This is a genomic window from Streptomyces sp. NPDC028991 (assembly GCF_055564775.1).
Map to the genome: position 1 here is coordinate 90,594 of NZ_JBVHVP010000002.1, position 17,134 is coordinate 107,727.

Here is a 17,134-nt window from a genome sequence, read left to right on the forward strand (position 1 = left end):
CGATGAGCAAGACCACCACGGGCAAGACCCCGACGGGCACCTCCGCGGGCACCCCGGCGGCCGGCGAGGACCAGGACCTCGACGCCGCCGGTTCCCAGCTCTCCACCGCACCCAAGGAGGAGGCACCCAACCTCCCCTCCCTGGGCGTCATCGGCTGGGTCCGCTGGTTCTGGCGGCAGCTCACCTCGATGCGGGTGGCGCTGCTGCTCCTCCTGCTGCTCTCGCTGGGCGCGATCCCCGGCTCGCTGATCCCGCAGGAGGGCGTCGACGCCCTGAAGGTCGAGGACTTCCGCGACAAGCACGACGTCCTCGGGCCCCTCTACGACACGCTCGGCCTCTTCCACGTCTACAGCTCGGTGTGGTTCTCTGCGATCTACATCCTGCTGTTCGTCTCCCTCATCGGCTGCATCGTCCCGCGCACCTGGCAGTTCGTCGGCCAGCTCCGCGGTCGTCCGCCCGGTGCCCCCCGGCGCCTGACCCGGCTGCCCGCGTACACCACCTGGCGCACCGGGGCCGAGCCCGAGCAGGTCCGCGAGGCCGCGCTCACGCTGCTGAAGAAGCGCCGCTTCCGCGCCCACACCGTCGGTGACGCCGTCGCCGCCGAGAAGGGCTACGCGCGCGAGGTGGGCAACCTGGCCTTCCACATCGCGTTGATCGTGATGCTGATCGCCTTCGCCTGGGGCCAGCTCTTCAAGTACGAGGGCAACAAGCTGATCCTGGAGGGCGACGGCTTCTCCAACACCCTCACCCAGTACGACGACTTCAAGTCCGGCAACCTCTTCGACCCGGACCACGACCTCGCCCCCTTCAGCTTCAGCCTGAAGGACTTCCACGGCACCTACGAGCCGACCGGCCCCAACCGCGGCACCCCGCGCATCTACGAGGCCAAGGTCGACTACAGCGAAGGCGCCTACGGGGCGGACAAGTCGACCACCATCAAGGTCAACGAGCCACTGGAGATCGACGGCTCCAAGGTCTACCTCGTCAGCCACGGCTACGCGCCCGTCCTCACCGTCAAGGACGCCAAGGGCAACGTCGTGATGGACAAGGAGGCGACCGCCCTGCTGCCGCTGGACTCCAACGTCACCTCCTCCGGTGCCGTCATGGTCCGCGACGGCTACCGCAACGCCGAGGGCAAGAAGGAGCAGCTCGGCTTCAACGCCTTCTTCCTGCCCACCTACGGCGGCGAGGGCAGCACGATGCTGTCGACCTTCCCCGCGCTGATGAACCCGATGCTGGCGCTCTCCGCCTACCACGGCGACCTCGGTGTCGACGCGGGCTTCGCGAAGAGCATCTACCAGCTCGACAAGACCAACCTGAAGGAGTTCAAGGACTCCGACGGCGAGCTGTTCAAGAAGCAGCTCAAGATCGGCGAGACCATGACGCTCCCCAACGGCGCCGGCACGGTCACCTTCGACGGCGTCCAGGAGTGGGCCGGTTTCCAGGTCACCCGGCAGCCCGCCAGCGGCTGGGCGCTCGCAGGCGCGGTCGCCGCCATCTTCGGCCTCGCCGGTTCCCTGTTCATCCAGCGCCGCCGCGTCTGGGTGCGGGCCGTCAAGGGCGCCGACGGCGTGACGGTCGTCGAGATGGCCGGCCTCGGCCGCAGCGAGTCCGCGAAGGTCCCCGAAGAGCTCGGCGACCTCGCCGGGATCCTGTACGAGCGGGCCCCCGACGCCCCCGACGCCCCCGACGCCCCCGACGCGCCCGATGCCCCCGACGCGCCGGACGCACCCGACGCACCGAAGAACGACGACGACACCCCCGATTCCCCCGACTCCCACGTCGTATCTGCCGAAGGGTCTGAGAAGTGACTCTCGCCGCCGCAACCGATCTGGCCGCCGCGACCAACGAGAACCTCGCGAACATCAGCAACACGCTGATCTACTCCGCGATGGCCGTCTACACCCTGGCGTTCTTCGCCTACATCGCCGAGTGGCTCTTCGGCAGCCGCAGCAAGGTCGGCCGCACCGCCGCCGCGCTCACCGCGAGCGGTGCGCAGAAGGCGGAGACCGGCCCGGCGGTCACCGTGAACAAGGCCGGCGGCACCGCCGTACTGGAGCGGCCGAAGGTCGTCGTCCGTGCGGCCACCGGCTCCCGCGACGTACCCGACGGGCCCGGCGCGCACGGCGGCACCGAGAAGGGCGACCTCTACGGCCGGATCGCCATCTCGCTCACCGCGCTCGCCTTCGTCATCGAGTTCGGCGGCGTGCTCACCCGCGCCCTCTCGGTGAAGCGGGCGCCGTGGGGCAACATGTACGAGTTCAACATCACGTTCACGACGGTCGCCGTCGGCGTGTACCTCGCGCTGCTCGTCCTGAGGAAGAACGTCCGCTGGCTCGGCCTCCCCCTGATCACCACGGTCCTGCTCGACCTCGGCCTCGCCGTCACGGTCCTGTACACCGCCAGCGACCAGTTGGTCCCCGCGCTGCACTCGTACTGGCTGTACATCCACGTCTCCACCGCGATCTTCTGCGGCGCGGTGTTCTACGTCGGCGCGGTCGCCACGATCATGTACCTGTTCAAGGACGCCTTCGAGAACAAGCTCGCCAACGGGGGCGAGCCCGGCCGCTTCGCCAACTCCGTCCTGGACCGGCTGCCCGCCGCCGCCTCCCTCGACAAGTTCGCCTACCGCGTCAACGCCGCCGTCTTCCCGCTGTGGACGTTCACGATCATCGCGGGCGCGATCTGGGCGGGCGACGCGTGGGGCCGCTACTGGGGCTGGGACCCCAAGGAGGTCTGGTCCTTCATCACCTGGGTCGCCTACGCCTGCTACCTGCACGCCCGCGCCACCGCCGGCTGGAAGGGCCGCAAGGCCGCCTACCTGGCGCTGGCCGCCTTCGGCTGCTGGCTGTTCAACTACTACGGCGTCAACATCTTCGTCTCCGGCAAGCACTCCTACGCCGACGTGGGCCTGGGCGCCCTCCAGTCCGTCGGTTTCTGACGCGCCGGACCCGCGCACCCCGAAGGCCGGTTCCCGTGGCCCACGTCATGGGAACCGGCCTTCGGCGTGGTGGACGAGACCGCGGTGCCCTAGGACCGGGAACGGGCGACGCTCGTGACCACGTCCCGCAGCCGTTCGACGTACAGCCGCAGGTTCTTGTGCGCGACGTCGGTGTCCGGATAGCGGCTCGCGAACCACAGGCCCTCCCGGAGCCGGGTCACCCACGCGCACACCTGGTCGCCGTACGACACCCTGAGCAGCGCGTACGCCGACTGGTCCGGCCAGTGGGCGGAGCCCGGGACGTCGCGGGCGTCGACGTAGGACACGATCGAGTACAGGTCCGGTGAGGTGGGGCGGAAGTCCGTGCCGAGCAGGCGCAGCACCCGGTCGATCGGCAGCCGGGCCAGCCGCCGGTTTGCCTGGAGCTCGGCGCGGACGGCCCGCAGGGCGCTCGGGAAGTCGGGGGCGCGTGCCACGGGGATCTCGATCGGCGCGCCGCCGACGTACCAGCCCACGGACTCCGACCACTGCGACCGCGACCGGGTGTGGAACGGCACGACCGTGCGGTAGACGGGTTCCCCGCCGATCTCGTGGACGACGAGCGCGGTGGCGGCCAGGACGCCGACCAGGCTGCCGCCGTGGGGACGGCAGTACGCCTCGAAGGCGGCGGCGTCGGCCGCGTCCACCAGTGTCTCGCGCAGGAGCCTCTGCTCGGGCAGCGGGCCGCCGGGCTCCACACCCAGGTCGACGGGGAAGGAGGGCAGCCGTCCGTCGCACCGCCGGATGAACTCCCGCCAGCGGGCGACGACATCGTGGCCGCCGTCGATCCGGTCCGCGTCCGCCCGCTCGGCCTCGCAGAAGTCGACGTAGCTGCCGACCCGCGGACGCGGCAAGGACCGGCCCTCGGCGCCGGCCGTGTACAGCTCGTGGATCTCGGCGGGGATGCGGTAGATGGAGTAGGCGTCGACGTTGCTGTGGTCGAAGGCCATGTAGACACTGACGCCGTCGTCGCGGACGACCGCCGTGTAGATCAGGTTGGGCCAGCGCAGCGCGTCCGCGACGCTGTCGAAGCGGTCCTGGAGGTGGCGGGTCAGTTCCGTCGCGTCCGGGAAGTCGCCGACGTCCTCGCGATACAGGGACACCGCGTCCGCGTCGAGGGTGAACCGCCGCATCACGTCCCCGGCCTCACCACTCCAGCGGAAGCCGCTGCGCAGCGTCTCGTGCCGCAGGGTCCAGACGCGCAGCGCCTCCTGGAGCATGTCGAGGTCGACCGGGCCCGGGATGTCGAAGGCCGCTCCGAGCCAGGTCGGCACGAACAGGCCGCCCTCGCGGACCGACCGGGCCGTCCGGATGTGCGACTCCTGGATGTACGCGGGCGGCCGCGCGTCCTCGGGCAGCGCTGCCGCGATGTCCAGGGTCCGAGGACTGAGCGTCCACTCGACGAGGCGCCCCGGCCGGATCTCGCAGCGCTGGATGTCGGTCATTCGCACGAGGGGGATCTCCGTTCGCAGATGTAACAGACCCGACCAAGGGAATGCCGTGCCCGCGACCGCGCACCTGGTGTGTCGGCACGGTTCAACGGAACGGATGGCTCCTCGAACGCCGATACGGGGGCTGTCCGGGAGGCTGTCGTTCACTCCGGGCGGACCTGCTCCAGATACGCGTGCAGGGCGCCCGAGCCCGCCAGCATCGCCCGCGTCCGCGCGGTGAGGGCCCGCCCGCGTGCCTCCACCGCGGCGCGCAGCGCCTCGCTGCCGCCCTCCCGCCGCAGGCCGTCCAGGACGGGGCGGATCTGGTCGAACAGGTAGTGGCTGCGGCGCAGCGTGCGCACGAGCCGCGCGTCGCGGACGTCGGCGGGTGCGTACACGCGCTACTCCGTGCCCCGCTCCCGCCCGGGCGTGAGCAGCCCCGCCGCCTCCCACACACGCAGCGCGGACGTCCGTACGCCGGTCAACGCGGCCACCTCGCCGATGCGCAGGCCGCCGGCCGAGCGGGCCGACGGCTCGGGCTCCTCCCGTGCCAGCGCCTCCAGTGCCTCACTCGCGGCCCGCAGCGAGACCCGCTCTTCGTGGAGGGCGGCGTGCGCCGCGTCGACGAGCGCGAGCGCGCCGGACACGTCCCCGTCGTGCACGGTCCGCATGATCCGCTTCGCCGGCACCGGGTCGTATCCCTGCCGCAGTGTCCGGTACGTCGTCAGCGCGTGCCGGTGCACCTCCCCGAAGACGCGGTACCCGGACTCGGTCCGTGCGGCCGGGGGAAGAACCCCGGCGTCCTCGTAGTTGCGGATCTGCTGCGTCGAGAGGCCGGCCAGGCGGGCCAGGTCGACGGTGCGGAGACGGCGGTCGTCGGTGTCCATCGGCCCGCAGCCTATGCGCGGCCGTCATGTTATGCGCGGCCGTCATGAGGGGCAGGCCCGACAGGGGTGCCCGCTCAGGTGCGGGCCGCAGGAGCAGTCGACGGGTGGGCGGCGGGTGGGCGGCGGGGGAGGGATCTCGCCCGTCATCGCGTCCGCTACTGCGCGCCGAGGAGCTGGAGGATCCCGTTCACCGCTTCCACGATCGGCACGCCCAGCGCCCCGGCGGTCGCGGCGACGCCCGCGACGGCCATCAGGGCGCGGGTGCGGGCCTGCGGCTGGACCACGGCGTCGGGAGCCAGGACCGGCAGGGACTCGTCGATGGTCTGCGCGCCCAGGGGCGGTACCTGTGCCCGCAGTTCCAGGAGCTGAGCCGTCAACGCCTCGACGGCGGAGCGCAGTTCGGTATCCATGGCGGTCGGCGCCGCGTTCTTCACCATGCCGGTGTTGTTGGTGCCGCCGTACATGTTGACGTTGTCACCGTAGTGGTAGCTGTTGCCGCTCATGCCTTCCCCATCCCCACGTTGCCCGATCCGCCGAACATGTTGACGTTGTCGCCGAAGTAGTAGTTGCTGGGATTGATCAGGAGTTGCTCCACTCTCACGTGGAACTCCGCCTCGGGATTCTCGATGGCCTGCACGATGGGCGCGACGAGTTGGTCGAGATGGCGCGGGTCGGCACTGGTCACCATGGCGATGGACGGGCCGGACGTCTCTACCGCCAGGACGTAGTGGGCCGGAGCCGTCAGTACGGAGAACAGCTCCACGACGCAGAACACCAGCGCCGCGATGGCCCCCAGCCAGACGAAGGTGAGGATGCCCCCGGCCGTCGAGCTGTCCGCGAGTGCCGTCAGCCCGGCGACGATCGTCAGTCCGAAGGCCACCGAGAGGATCAGCGCTGTGCGCCTGAGGAACAGCAGCGTGGCTTCCTTGCGCCGGGGCGTCAGGGTGAAGGTGTAGACCCGCGTGATGTTCTGCAGGGGGTACGCCGCCGCGCCGACCCACAGCAGGCGCTTGCTGACCCGCAGGTCGATGCCCCGCACGGCCTGCGGGGGCACGGCGGGCGGTGGCGGGATGTCGTACTGGCCCGGTGGCTGGGTTCTCTGGCCCGGTGGTTGCGTTCCCTGGCTCGGTGGCTGGGTTCTCTGGCCGGGTGGCTGGAATTCCTGATGCGGGGTGTTCTCCATCGCCTTCCTGACCCTCCGTAGGCTGATGAGCCGTCAGTGAGTGACTCATTAATCACGCGGGGTGTCCCTGGTGCAAGTCACTTAGATACACGTGCAGTCGGCCGGCGCCCGCGAGCATGGCCCGCGTGCGTGCCGTGAGCGCCTGCTCCCGGGCGGCGATCGCCGCCCGCAGTGCCTCGCTGCCGCCCTCCCGCCGCAGGCCGTCCAGGACGGGCCGGATGTGGTCGAACAGATAGTGGCTGCGGCGCAGCGTGCGCACGACCCGCGCGTCGCGCACGTCGGCGGGGCCGTACAGCCGGTATCCGGTGCCGCGTTCCCGCCCGGGCGCGAGCAGCCCCGCCGCCTCCCACACCCGCAGCGCGGACGTCCGTACGCCGATCAGCGCGGCCACCTCGCCGATGCGCAGACCGCCGGGGCCGGGATGCGGTTCGAGCCTCTGATCGGCCAGCGCCTCCAGCGCCTCGCTCGCGGCCCGCAGCGAGCCCCGCTCCTCGTGCAGGGCGGCGTGCGTGGCGTCGACGAGGGCGAGCGCGCCGGGTACGTCCCCCTCGTGCACGGCCCGCATGACCCGCGTCGCCGGCACCGGTCCGTACCCCTCCCGGAGCTTTCGGTACGTCGTCAGGGCCTGTCGGTGCCGCTCGCCGAAGACCCGGTAGCCGGACTCGGTCCGCCCGGCCGGAGGAAGGACGCCGGCGTCCTCGTAGTTGCGGATCTGCTGGGTCGACAGCCCGGCCTGGCGGGCCAGGTCGACGGTGCGCAGACGGCGGTCGTTCGTCATCGGGCCGAGGGTATGGCCTGGAAACACGACCGGGACTGGTGATTTACGCGATGGGGAGGACGCGCGAGAGGTCCGACACTGCGGTGACCGTGCCACTACCCGACCCGCACACGGAGGTGCCGATGTCCGGTCCGCACGAGAAAGACAGGACGCAGACGGCGCAAGACCCGTCGTCGTCCTGGACACGCCGCTTACGAGGAGTGCTGGCCGGCACTCTCCTGCTGTCGGCGGCCGGTCTGGCTGCCGCGCCCGCCGCGACCGCGGGCGACACGACCGTCACCACCCGGTACGGGCAGGTGCGGGGCGGGGCGGGCGAGTCCGCGAACGCCTACCTCGGCATCCCCTACGCCGCCCCGCCGGTCGGAGACCGGCGGTGGAAGCCGCCGTCCCCGCCCGAGCGCTGGACGGGCGTTCGGAACGCCACGACCCCCGGCGACCCCTGCATGCAGGCGGAGTCGTCCACTCCCTGGGGCGACCTGGCCGGTCCCGGCACCCCCAGCGAGGACTGCCTCTACCTGAACGTCCACACGCCCGCCGACCGCTCCCCGCGCGAGAGGCCCGTGATGGTCTGGATGCACGGAGGCGGCTTCACGATCGGCTCCGGGGCGTTCTACGACGGCGGTGACCTCGCCGCCCGGGGCGACGTGGTCGTCGTCACCCTCAACTACCGCCTCGGCGCCTTCGGGTACCTCGCCCACCCGGGCCTGGCCGGAGAATCGCGGGAGGGCGTCTCCGGCAACTACGGCCTGCTCGACCAGCAGGCGGCCCTGCGCTGGGTGCGGCAGAACATCGCGGCGTTCGGCGGCGACCCGGGCAACGTGACGATCTTCGGCGAGTCGGCGGGCGGCGGCAGCGTCTGTCAGCACCTCGTCTCACCGCGCACGCTCGGACTGTACGACCGTGCCATCGCCCAGTCCGGCTGTGGCTTCCCGCTGCCCACCCAGGAGTCCCAGCAGCGCACCGGCGCGTCCTGGGCCGACTCCCTGGGCTGCGCCGACGTGGCCTGTCTGCGCGGCAGGCCCGCCGACGAGCTCCTCGCCGCCTCGCTGAGTCCCACGGCCCGCTGGGTCCCGAACGTCGACGGCCGGGTCCTGCCGCTGCAGATCACGGACGCGCTGGAGAGCGGCCGGTTCCACCGGGTCCCCGTCCTCCAGGGCACCACCGCCGACGAAGGCCGCCTCACCGTGGCGTCCATGTACGACCTGGCCGGCCGCCCGCTGACGGCGGCCGGATACCCGGTCGCCGTCCGTACCCTCTACGGCGACCGCTCCGACGCGATCCTCGCCCGCTACCCGCTGACGGATTACGGCACCCCCGCCGAGGCCCTCGGCGCGGTCCTCACCGACTCCCAGTTCGCCTGTCTCCAGTCCCGCACGGCGGAGCTGATGGCCGCCCACACCCGCTCCTACCAGTACGAGTTCGCCGACCGCCATGCCATGGACTACCTCGACCTGCCGGTCGGTTTCCCCCTCGGCGCCCCGCACGGCTCCGAGATCCGGTACGTCTTCGGCGGCGTCTCGGGCACTCCCGCCCAGAACGCCCTGGCGGCGAAGATGATCGGCTACTGGACCAACTTCGCGCACACCGGCGTCCCGTACGCGGTGGACGCCCCGCGCTGGAACCAGTACCCGAAGGTGCAGGTACTCGCTCCCGAGGCGATCACGGTGTCGACGACCTTCCCCGAGGACCACAAGTGCGACCTGTGGCTCCAGGAGGACCCGGCCGGCTCCTGACCGCCGCCTCCAGCACCGCGTAGTCCGCGAAGCAGCGCCGGTAGCGCAGGTGCCGGGTCTCCTGGGTGTGCCCGCGCTGCCACTCCTCCACCTCCTCCGGACCCTGACACGGTCCGGAGGAGGCGCCGCAGTCGGCCTCGTCCCCCGAAACGCAGCGCGCTTCGTACTCCGGCTGTGCCGTGGGGTCCTGGACGATGGTGAACGGTACGTACCGGAAGACACGGCGCCCGGCGTGCTCCTGGCGCTGGTGCCGGGCCAGCAGCACGTCGGCGTCGGTCTCCGCGCTGCCGTCCCCGGCGGCCCGTGCGTGTGTGCGCCGCTCGGCCAGCCGGGCGCAGGTGGCGCAGCCGGTGACCGGCTCGGGCGGCGGTCCCGCGTCGACCAGCGGCGGTACCGCCGACAGGCCGCCGCACGAACGGCCGTTGGCCGCCCGCACGCCGGCGCTCAGCCGTTCCTCGGCCGTCGCCGCCCGGATCAGCGCCGGGTCGGCCTGCCACTCCCGGCCGCCGCCGACGGGGCGCAGCATCGCGCAGGGCCCCGCCTCGCCCCGGTACTCACCGACCTCGCGGGTGCGCGGGTCGTAGACGAGCGTTCCCGGTTCCACCGGTTCCACCGGTCCCATCATCAGCCTCCGTCACTCTGGGTGTATCGAGAGTCGCCGAGGGGAACCTTCGGTATCAACGTCTGACGCGTGACACTCGTCCACTGTCACAAAGGGGGGAGAGGCCGTGGGCCGACGCAACGCCGGTGGCCCGGGCGTGAGTACGGCCGCCGTGTTCGGCGAGGTGCTGCGGCATTTCCGGGAGGCGGCGGCGCTCACGCAGGAGGGGCTGGCGGTCCGTATCCCCTGCGACCGGTCGCACATCGCCCGGGTCGAGGCGGGGACGCGGGTGCCGCAGGACACGTTCGCGAAGACGTGCGACGAACTGCTGGGCACGGGTGGGGTGCTGGCGCGGTTGTGGGGGCGGATCGACTGGTATCCGGAGGTGGAGCATCCGGACTGGTTCCAGCGCCGGGCCGACATGGACGCGGAGGCGGTGGCGCTGCGGGAGTACCAGGAGCGGGTGATGCCGGGGCTGTTGCAGACGGAGGAGTATGCGCGGGCGTTGTTCTCGCGCGTTGCGAGCGGCGCCAAGTTGGAGGAGCGCGTGCGAGCCCGTCTGAGTCGACAGCAGCGGTTCCTGTCCGACAGAGGCCCTTCCTACTTCGTCGTTCTTGACGAGAGCTGTCTGCGCAACGTCGTGGGGAGCCCGGCGGTCATGCAGGGGCAGTGTGCGCACTTGCTGGACCTCGGTAGACGCCCCAACATCTGCATTCAGGTCGCCCCGGCGAGCTTTCCGGAACTGCTCCGCCCCAACGTCTCCATGTCGCTGATCGAGCTGCCCGGCGCGGAGCGATGGGTGTACTCGGAGTCAGTGGACCGTGGCCATTTCAGCCGGGATCCGGCCGCCTACGCGCGCCACAGTCACTCCTATGATGTGCTCAGGGCGGATGTTCTGTCAGCCCGCCAGACTTTCGCCCTCATCGGCGACACGATGGAAGGGTACGAGCGGTATGGACAGGCACGAACTCAGCGCGGCGACGTGGGTCAAGAGCAGCCACAGCGGCGAGAACGGCGGCAACTGCGTCGAAATCGCCCCCGATATCCCCGCCGTCGTCCCCGTCCGCGACAGCAAGAACCCTGACGCCCCCGCCCTGTTGGTCAGCCACGCGGCCTGGTCCGCCTTCACCTCGGCCCTGCGCTGACACCGGAACCCGGGTTCTCGTGCTCCGGGATCGCGGGTGATCCCTCCAAGGACTACTCGGGGAAAAGACCACCACCAAGCCCCACCCCACCCGCCCACGGCGTCGGCTCACTCGCCCGGGTGAACATCACCGGTCGGGCTGGCTTCCGGGTCCCCTAACTCCCTTACGCTCAGCGCACTGACCGCTGACATATGTCAGCCCCCGTCGATGAGTAGCGTCGCCGACGAGGGCCTGGAGACCGGCGGGTCGCCCCCAACGTCACGCTCCTCGCCGTCGCCGCGGTCACCGCCCCGCTCGCCACGACCTGGCTGGGACGTGACCCGGAGCGCCCCTCAGTCGCCCTTGGGGTCCTCGTCCTTGTCCCTGCCCCGGTCCCCGTCCTGCTTCTTGTCGTCGTCGAGCGACTTCAGGAAGTCCGGATTGTCGTCCGGCGCGACGAACTGCCGCCGCCCGCCGCCCTGCCACGGCGCCCCGCCCGCCGCCTGCCGCTTCTTGCCGGCGATGAGCCAGGAGATCGAGCCGACCAGCGGAAAGAGCAGTACGAGGATCGCCCACAGCGGTTTGGGGATGTGGCGGATGTCCTCGTCCTTCGTGCTGATGCAGTCGATGAACGCGTAGACGCTCAACGCCAGTGGCACGAGGAACATCAGCACCCGGAGCATGGGGCCTCTCTCCAGCGGAAGCGGTGGCGGGGGACGCGTCACGGCCCCCGGTTACAGGGCCAGGGTAGCCGCTCGGGGATACTGGGCGGCATGGCTTACGACGATCTCCGCTCCCTGCTCCGGGCACTGGAACGCGACGGCGACCTCAAGCGCGTCAAGGCCGAGGTGGATCCGTACCTGGAGGTCGGGGAGATCGTCGACCGGGTGAACAAGGCCGGGGGCCCCGCCCTGCTCTTCGAGAACGTGAAGGGCTCCGACATGCCCCTCGCGATGAACGTCTTCGGCACCGACCGGCGCCTGCTCAAGGCCCTCGGCCTGAAGTCGTACTCCGACATCTCGGACAAGATCGGCGGGCTGCTCCGCCCCGAGCTGCCGCAGGGCTTCGTCGGCGTGCGCGAGGCCTTCGGGAAGCTCGGCGCGATGACGCACGTACCGCCGAAGAAGGTGAAGCCGGGCAGCGCGCCCGTGCAGGAGGTCGTCCTCACCGGCGACGACGTGGACCTCGACCGGCTCCCCGCCCTCTTCACCTGGCCGGACGACGGCGGCTCCTTCTTCAACCTCGGGCTCACCCACACCAAGGACCCCGAGACGGGCATCCGGAACCTGGGCCTCTACCGCCTCCAGCGCCACGACAAGCGCACCATCGGCATGCACTGGCAGATCCACAAGGACAGCCGGAACCACTACCAGGTGGCCGCCCGGCGCGGCGAGCGCCTGCCGGTCGCCATCGCCTTCGGCTGCCCGCCCGCCGTGACGTACGCCTCCACCGCGCCGCTCCCCGGCGACATCGACGAGTACCTCTTCGCCGGGTTCCTCCAGGGCAAGCGGATCGAGATGGTCGACTGCAAGACGGTCCCGCTCCAGGTCCCGGCGCAGGCCGAGGTCGTCATCGAGGGCTGGCTGGAGCCCGGCGAGATGCTCCCCGAGGGCCCCTTCGGCGACCACACCGGCTTCTACACGCCGCAGGAGCCGTTCCCCGCCCTGAAGATCGACTGCGTGACGATGCGGAAGCGCCCGCTGCTCCAGTCGATCGTGGTCGGCCGCCCGCCGACGGAGGACGGCCCGCTGGGGAAGGCGACGGAGCGTTTCTTCCTGCCGCTCCTCAAGATCATCGTCCCGGACATCGTGGACTACCACCTCCCCGAGGCCGGCGGCTTCCACAACTGCGCGATCGTCTCGATCGACAAGAAGTACCCCAAGCACGCGCAGAAGGTCATGCACGCCATCTGGGGCGCCCACATGATGTCCCTGACCAAGCTGATCGTGGTCGTCGACTCCGACTGCGACGTCCACGACCTGCACGAGGTCGCCTGGCGGGCGCTCGGCAACACCGACTACGCCCGCGACCTCACCGTCGTCGAAGGTCCGGTCGACCATCTCGACCACGCTTCCTACCAGCAGTTCTGGGGCGGCAAGGCGGGCATCGACGCCACGAAGAAGCTGCCCGAGGAGGGGTACACGCGGGACGGGGGCTGGCCGGACATGGTGCTGTCCGACCCGGAGACGGCGGCGAAGGTCGACCGCCGCTGGAAGGAGTACGGACTGTGACGTCGGCTTCCGCCGCGCTGCCGCAGCAGCCGGGGCGCACCAAGGCGTTCCTGCGCCTGGTGATGATCGAGCACTCGGTCTTCGCGCTGCCCTTCGCCTACATCGCCGCCCTCACCGCGATGTACGAGTGGGACGAGAACATCCACTGGGGCCGGCTGCTCCTGGTCACCGTCGCCATGGTCGGCCTGCGCACCTTCGCGATGGCGGTCAACCGGATCATCGACCGCGAGATCGACGCCCGCAACCCGCGCACCGCCCACCGCGAACTGGTCACCGGCGCCATGTCGGTCAGGCACGCCTGGACCGGCGCGCTGATCGCCCTCGTCGTCTTCCTGGGCGCCGCCGCCCTGCTCAACCCGCTCTGCCTGGCCCTCGCCCCCATCGCGGTGATCCCGATGGTGGTCTACCCGTACGGCAAGCGGTTCACGAACTTCCCGCAGGCCATCCTCGGCCTCGCCCAGGCGATGGGCCCGATCGGCGGCTGGCTGGCGATCACCGGTGAGTGGTCCTGGGAGGCCGTGATCCTCGGCCTCGCGGTCGGCATCTGGATCGGCGGCTTCGACCTGATCTACGCCTGCCAGGACGTCGAGACCGACCGCGAGGTCGGCGTGAAGTCGGTCCCGGCCCGCTTCGGCGTCCCGGCGGCCATCTGGGGCGCCCGCGCCTGCCACACCGTCACCACGGCCCTGTTCGCCTGGTACGCCGTCGCCACCGGCGCCGGTGCCTTCCTGTGGCTCGGCCTGCTGATCGTGGCGGGCGCGTTCGTCTACGAGCACACCATCGTGCGCCCGACCGACCTGTCCCGCCTGAACAGGGCGTTCTTCTCGGTCAACGGCTTCATCGGCATCGCCCTGTTCGTGTGCGCGCTGCTGGACCTGCTGGTGCGGGGCCTCACTGTCTGAAAACCCTGAGCCTGCGACTAGGCTCGGCATCATGAAGCCAGGACAGACGCAGCGCGCGCCTTGGATCGTGGGGGTGTCGGGGGCATCCGGTACGCCGTACGCGGCGGCGGTACTGCGGGCGCTGCTCGACGCCGGCGAGAGCGTCGACCTGGTGGTCAGCCGGGCCTCGCGGCTCACCCTGCTCGACGAGACCGGCATCTCCTTCCGGGACGCCCACTGGCGGACCGACCTGCACACCTGGCTGTCCCGGGGTGCCGACGGCAAGCCCGGCACCTTCGACGTCGACCTGGCCGGCGACCGGGTACGGCACTGGAGCGCGGGCGACCTCGCGGCCGGGCCGTCCTCCGGGTCGTATCCGGCCAAGGGCATGCTGATCGTGCCCGCGTCGACGGCCTCGGTCGCGGGCGTCGCGCTCGGGCTGTCGAAGGACCTGTTGCAGCGGTCGGCGAGCGTGACCCTGAAGGAGGGGCGCAAGCTGGTCGTGGCCGTACGGGAGACCCCGCTGGACGGCCGGACGCTGCGGCACCTGGTGACACTGGACGACGCGGGCGCGACCGTGGTGCCCGCCTCGCCGGCCTTCTACGCGGGGGCGACGCACATCCAGGACCTGGTGGACTTCGTCGCCGGACGCGTCCTCGACGCGGCGGGTGTCGAGCACGACCTCTACCGCCGCTGGCGCGGCGACCTCGGCGGGGCCCGCCCCACCACCTGAGCACCACCTCCCCCCACACACGTTTGTTATCCACATCTTCAGAACTCTTCAGTGGAAGGCTTCGATCGCATGGACGCGGTGGACAGGCAGCTCATCCAGGCCCTGAGGGAGAACGGCCGGGCCTCCTACGCGGAGCTGGGGCGCCTCGTCGGACTGTCGGGACCCAGCGTCACCGACCGCATCAACCGGCTGGAGGCGGCCGGCGTCATCACCGGTTACCGGGCCACCGTGGACGCCGCCTCGCTCGGCCTCGGCGTCACCGCCCTGATCGGCGTCTCGCTCTCCGACGCCGCCGACCACGAGGACGTGGCGCAGCGCCTGCGGGACCTGCGGGAGATCGAGGACTGCTGGTTCATCGCCGGCGACGACTCCTACATGCTCAAGGTGCGCGCGGCCGACGTGGACGGCCTGGAGAGCATCATCCGCCGGCTGTCGGGCACGAAGGGCGTGTCCAGGACCCGTACCACCATCGTGCTCTCCACCAAGTGGGAGAACCGGGTGGGCGAGCTGCCGGAAGAGGTTCAGTAGAAGAGGTCCAGTAGTCGGGGCGTACGGTTTACGAGTCAGTCTCAGAAAGAGGTATCGCATGGACGCCGGGCTCAAGCGGGAGCTGGAGCAGAAGGTCCGCTCCGGGGAGCGGCTGACCCGCGAGGACGGCATCGCGCTGTACGAGTCGGACGACTTGGCCTGGCTCGGCGGCCTCGCGCACGAGGTGCGGACGCGGAAGAACGGCGACGTCGTCCACTTCAACGTCAACCGCCACCTCAACATGACCAACGTGTGCACCGCCTCCTGCGCGTACTGCTCCTTCCAGCGCAAGCCGGGGGAGAAGGACGCGTACACGATGCGCATCGAGGAGGCGGTGAAGCTCGCCAAGTCGATGGAGGGCGAGAACCTCACCGAGCTGCACATCGTCAACGGCCTGCACCCGAACCTGCCGTGGCGCTACTACCCGCGCTCGCTCAGGGAACTGAAGGCCGCGCTGCCGGACGTGTCGCTCAAGGCCTTCACGGCCACCGAGATCCACCACTTCGAGACCATCTCCGGGATGTCCGCCTCCGAGATCCTCGACGAGCTGATCGACGCCGGTCTGGAGTCCCTGACCGGCGGCGGCGCCGAGATCTTCGACTGGGAGGTGCGGCAGCACATCGTCGACCACCGCACCCACTGGGAGGACTGGTCGCGCATCCACCGCCTGGCGCACGAGAAGGGTCTGAAGACCCCGTGCACCATGCTCTACGGCCACATCGAGGAGCCGCGCCACCGCGTGGACCACGTACTGCGGCTGCGCGAGCTCCAGGACGAGACGGGCGGCTTCCAGGTCTTCATCCCGCTGCGCTACCAGCACGACTTCGTGGACGTGCGGGACGGCAAGGTCCGCAACCGGCTCCAGGCCCGGACGCAGATGGCGACCGGCGCGGAGGCCCTGAAGACCTTCGCGGTCTCGCGCCTGCTGTTCGACAACGTCCCGCACGTCAAGGTCTTCTGGGTCATGCACGGCGTCCAGACGGCCCAGCTGGCCCTCCAGCACGGCGCCGACGACATGGACGGCTCGGTCGTCGAGTACAAGATCACGCACGACGCGGACGACTTCGGCACGCCGAACAAGCTCACCCGCGAGGACCTGCTGGACCTCATCCGCGACGCCGGCTTCCGGCCGGTCGAGCGCAACACGCGGTACGAGATCATCCGGGAGTTCGAGGGGCCCGAAGCGGAGCGTCGGGAGTCGCCGCAGCCGATGCGGGTGTGATTTTTCGGTGGTTCTCCGGCTGCGGGCCGGTGGGGGCCGTTCGCGCAGTTCCCCGCGCCCCTTCAGGGGCGCGGGGCTGTATCGATGTGCGGCTCCGCCGCGTGGGCGCGAGCAACCACAGACCACCCGCAGCCGACACGGGTCCGACTCCCCGCGGCGGGTAGTCGGACCACATGGCCGGTACCGAGGACGCTTACACTGCCGAACCCTTCGTTCCGAAGCGCGGCGGCCTCCCCGCCCTGCGCAAGGCCGCAGCCGAGTGCAGGGGCTGCCCCCTGCACCGGGACGCGACGCAGACCGTCTTCGGCGCCGGGAAGGCGACCGCCCGGGTGATGCTGATCGGCGAGCAGCCCGGCGACCAGGAGGACCGGCAGGGCAAGCCCTTCGTCGGCCCCGCCGGGGGCCTGCTCGACCGGGCACTGGCGGACGCCGGCCTCGACCCGGCGGACGCCTACGTCACCAACGCCGTCAAGCACTTCAAGTTCACGCGGGCGGAGCCCCGCAAGCGCCGTATCCACAAGGCGCCCACCCTGCGCGAGATGACCGCCTGCGGCCCCTGGCTGGCCGCCGAGCTGGCCCGCGTGGAACCCGAACTGATCGTGGTGCTCGGCGCCACGGCCGGCAAGGCGCTGCTCGGCTCCTCGTTCCGGGTCACGCGGGTGCGCGGCACGGTGCTGGAGGAGGAGATCCACGGCCGTCCGGAGCGGCTGGTGCCGACCGTGCATCCGTCGGCGGTGCTGCGGGCCGAGGACAGGGAGGGGGCGTACCGGGGACTGGTCTCGGATCTGGAAGTGGCCGCACAGGCACTCGGGTAATGGTTACC

Annotated in this window: 17 protein-coding genes and 1 pseudogene; 11 read left to right on the plus strand and 7 right to left on the minus strand. The window is 70.8% G+C overall.

All coding sequences use genetic code 11. The features are described 5' to 3' along the window. Nucleotides 1-2: 2 nt before the first annotated feature. Nucleotides 3-1,811, plus strand: coding sequence for a cytochrome c biogenesis protein ResB (resB, locus tag ACZ4V1_RS04470; RefSeq protein ID WP_468329222.1), 1,809 nt, complete (start codon nt 3-5; stop codon nt 1,809-1,811). After that, a complete protein-coding gene (gene ccsB / locus ACZ4V1_RS04475) occupies nt 1,808-2,941 on the plus strand; it encodes a c-type cytochrome biogenesis protein CcsB (RefSeq protein WP_468329225.1) in 1,134 nt (377 codons plus the stop codon). The genes resB and ccsB overlap by 4 nt, the downstream gene beginning before the upstream one ends. Nucleotides 2,942-3,030: 89 nt before the next feature. On the opposite strand, the gene ACZ4V1_RS04480 is transcribed toward ccsB, so the two are convergent. From ACZ4V1_RS04480 to ACZ4V1_RS04500, 5 genes and pseudogenes are all read right to left on the minus strand, one after another. Continuing rightward, nucleotides 3,031-4,431 carry a condensation domain-containing protein gene (locus ACZ4V1_RS04480; protein ID WP_468329228.1) on the minus strand — a complete coding sequence of 467 codons (1,401 nt, stop codon included), beginning with the start codon at nt 4,429-4,431 and terminating at the stop codon, nt 3,031-3,033. 143 nt (nt 4,432-4,574) lie between these two features. Further along, nucleotides 4,575-5,297, minus strand: a pseudogene (locus ACZ4V1_RS04485) (TioE family transcriptional regulator). Nucleotides 5,298-5,452: 155 nt separating this feature from the next. Next, nucleotides 5,453-5,800, minus strand: a complete 348-nt coding sequence (locus ACZ4V1_RS04490; protein ID WP_468329231.1) for a hypothetical protein — start codon at nt 5,798-5,800, stop codon at nt 5,453-5,455. Further along, a complete protein-coding gene (locus tag ACZ4V1_RS04495) occupies nt 5,797-6,351 on the minus strand; it encodes a DUF6232 family protein (RefSeq protein WP_468329234.1) in 555 nt (184 codons plus the stop codon). Before ACZ4V1_RS04495 ends, ACZ4V1_RS04490 begins: the two co-directional genes overlap by 4 nt. A gap of 181 nt (nt 6,352-6,532) precedes the next feature. After that, entirely contained in the window at nt 6,533-7,258 is a 726-nt protein-coding gene (locus ACZ4V1_RS04500) for a MerR family transcriptional regulator (RefSeq protein WP_468329237.1), read from the minus strand. Between the two features lie 122 nt (nt 7,259-7,380). Here ACZ4V1_RS04500 and ACZ4V1_RS04505 point away from each other — a divergent pair, with 122 nt between their 5' ends. Next, the gene (locus tag ACZ4V1_RS04505; RefSeq protein WP_468329240.1) at nt 7,381-8,991 is read left to right on the plus strand and encodes a carboxylesterase/lipase family protein; all 1,611 of its coding nucleotides are present in this window, start codon (nt 7,381-7,383) and stop codon (nt 8,989-8,991) included. Here the strand turns inward: ACZ4V1_RS04505 and ACZ4V1_RS04510 are convergent. Continuing rightward, nucleotides 8,918-9,613, minus strand: a complete 696-nt coding sequence (locus ACZ4V1_RS04510) for a DUF7848 domain-containing protein (RefSeq protein ID WP_468330890.1) — start codon at nt 9,611-9,613, stop codon at nt 8,918-8,920. The two genes, ACZ4V1_RS04505 and ACZ4V1_RS04510, sit on opposite strands and share 74 nt — an antisense overlap. 106 nt (nt 9,614-9,719) lie before the next feature. On the opposite strand from ACZ4V1_RS04510, the gene ACZ4V1_RS04515 reads away from it, so the two are divergent. Both ACZ4V1_RS04515 and ACZ4V1_RS04520 read left to right on the plus strand, forming a co-directional pair. Continuing rightward, nucleotides 9,720-10,676, plus strand: coding sequence for a helix-turn-helix domain-containing protein (locus tag ACZ4V1_RS04515; RefSeq protein ID WP_468329243.1), 957 nt, complete (start codon nt 9,720-9,722; stop codon nt 10,674-10,676). Continuing rightward, entirely contained in the window at nt 10,624-10,737 is a 114-nt protein-coding gene (locus tag ACZ4V1_RS04520; RefSeq protein WP_468330893.1) for a DUF397 domain-containing protein, read from the plus strand. Before ACZ4V1_RS04515 ends, ACZ4V1_RS04520 begins: the two co-directional genes overlap by 53 nt. A gap of 332 nt (nt 10,738-11,069) precedes the next feature. Here the strand turns inward: ACZ4V1_RS04520 and ACZ4V1_RS04525 are convergent, their stop codons facing one another. Further along, the gene (locus ACZ4V1_RS04525) at nt 11,070-11,399 is read right to left on the minus strand and encodes a PLD nuclease N-terminal domain-containing protein (RefSeq protein WP_468329246.1); all 330 of its coding nucleotides are present in this window, start codon (nt 11,397-11,399) and stop codon (nt 11,070-11,072) included. 90 nt (nt 11,400-11,489) lie between these two features. Between ACZ4V1_RS04525 and ACZ4V1_RS04530 the strand changes: the two genes are divergently transcribed. From ACZ4V1_RS04530 to ACZ4V1_RS04555, 6 genes are all read left to right on the plus strand, one after another. Then, on the plus strand, nt 11,490-12,947 hold the full coding sequence (locus tag ACZ4V1_RS04530) for a menaquinone biosynthesis decarboxylase (RefSeq protein WP_468329249.1): 1,458 nt from the start codon (nt 11,490-11,492) through the stop codon (nt 12,945-12,947). Beyond that, nucleotides 12,944-13,849 carry a menaquinone biosynthesis prenyltransferase MqnP gene (gene mqnP / locus ACZ4V1_RS04535; protein ID WP_468329252.1) on the plus strand — a complete coding sequence of 302 codons (906 nt, stop codon included), beginning with the start codon at nt 12,944-12,946 and terminating at the stop codon, nt 13,847-13,849. The genes ACZ4V1_RS04530 and mqnP overlap by 4 nt, the downstream gene beginning before the upstream one ends. 31 nt (nt 13,850-13,880) lie before the next feature. After that, complete coding sequence (locus tag ACZ4V1_RS04540) at nt 13,881-14,561, plus strand: UbiX family flavin prenyltransferase (protein WP_468329255.1); 681 nt, start codon at nt 13,881-13,883, stop codon at nt 14,559-14,561. A 69-nt stretch (nt 14,562-14,630) separates the two neighbouring features. Further along, nucleotides 14,631-15,089, plus strand: a complete 459-nt coding sequence (locus ACZ4V1_RS04545; RefSeq protein WP_121748517.1) for an Lrp/AsnC family transcriptional regulator — start codon at nt 14,631-14,633, stop codon at nt 15,087-15,089. Between the two features lie 58 nt (nt 15,090-15,147). Further along, nucleotides 15,148-16,311 carry an aminofutalosine synthase MqnE gene (gene mqnE / locus ACZ4V1_RS04550; RefSeq protein ID WP_468329259.1) on the plus strand — a complete coding sequence of 388 codons (1,164 nt, stop codon included), beginning with the start codon at nt 15,148-15,150 and terminating at the stop codon, nt 16,309-16,311. Nucleotides 16,312-16,484: 173 nt separating this feature from the next. After that, nucleotides 16,485-17,126 (plus strand): UdgX family uracil-DNA binding protein, encoded by a 642-nt coding sequence (locus tag ACZ4V1_RS04555; protein ID WP_468329261.1) that lies wholly within the window; start codon nt 16,485-16,487, stop codon nt 17,124-17,126. Nucleotides 17,127-17,134 lie beyond the last annotated feature (8 nt).

Coding starts and splice junctions, on each gene's coding strand:
- resB (WP_468329222.1), top strand. CDS start 3: ATGAGCAAGACCACCACGGGCAAGACCCCGACGGGCACCTCCGCGGGC.
- ACZ4V1_RS04490 (WP_468329231.1), bottom strand. CDS start 5,800: ATGAGCGGCAACAGCTACCACTACGGTGACAACGTCAACATGTACGGC.
- ACZ4V1_RS04500 (WP_468329237.1), bottom strand. CDS start 7,258: ATGACGAACGACCGCCGTCTGCGCACCGTCGACCTGGCCCGCCAGGCC.
- ACZ4V1_RS04505 (WP_468329240.1), top strand. CDS start 7,381: ATGTCCGGTCCGCACGAGAAAGACAGGACGCAGACGGCGCAAGACCCG.
- ACZ4V1_RS04510 (WP_468330890.1), bottom strand. CDS start 9,613: ATGGGACCGGTGGAACCGGTGGAACCGGGAACGCTCGTCTACGACCCG.
- ACZ4V1_RS04525 (WP_468329246.1), bottom strand. CDS start 11,399: ATGCTCCGGGTGCTGATGTTCCTCGTGCCACTGGCGTTGAGCGTCTAC.
- ACZ4V1_RS04530 (WP_468329249.1), top strand. CDS start 11,490: ATGGCTTACGACGATCTCCGCTCCCTGCTCCGGGCACTGGAACGCGAC.
- ACZ4V1_RS04540 (WP_468329255.1), top strand. CDS start 13,881: ATGAAGCCAGGACAGACGCAGCGCGCGCCTTGGATCGTGGGGGTGTCG.
- ACZ4V1_RS04545 (WP_121748517.1), top strand. CDS start 14,631: ATGGACGCGGTGGACAGGCAGCTCATCCAGGCCCTGAGGGAGAACGGC.
- mqnE (WP_468329259.1), top strand. CDS start 15,148: ATGGACGCCGGGCTCAAGCGGGAGCTGGAGCAGAAGGTCCGCTCCGGG.
- ACZ4V1_RS04555 (WP_468329261.1), top strand. CDS start 16,485: ATGGCCGGTACCGAGGACGCTTACACTGCCGAACCCTTCGTTCCGAAG.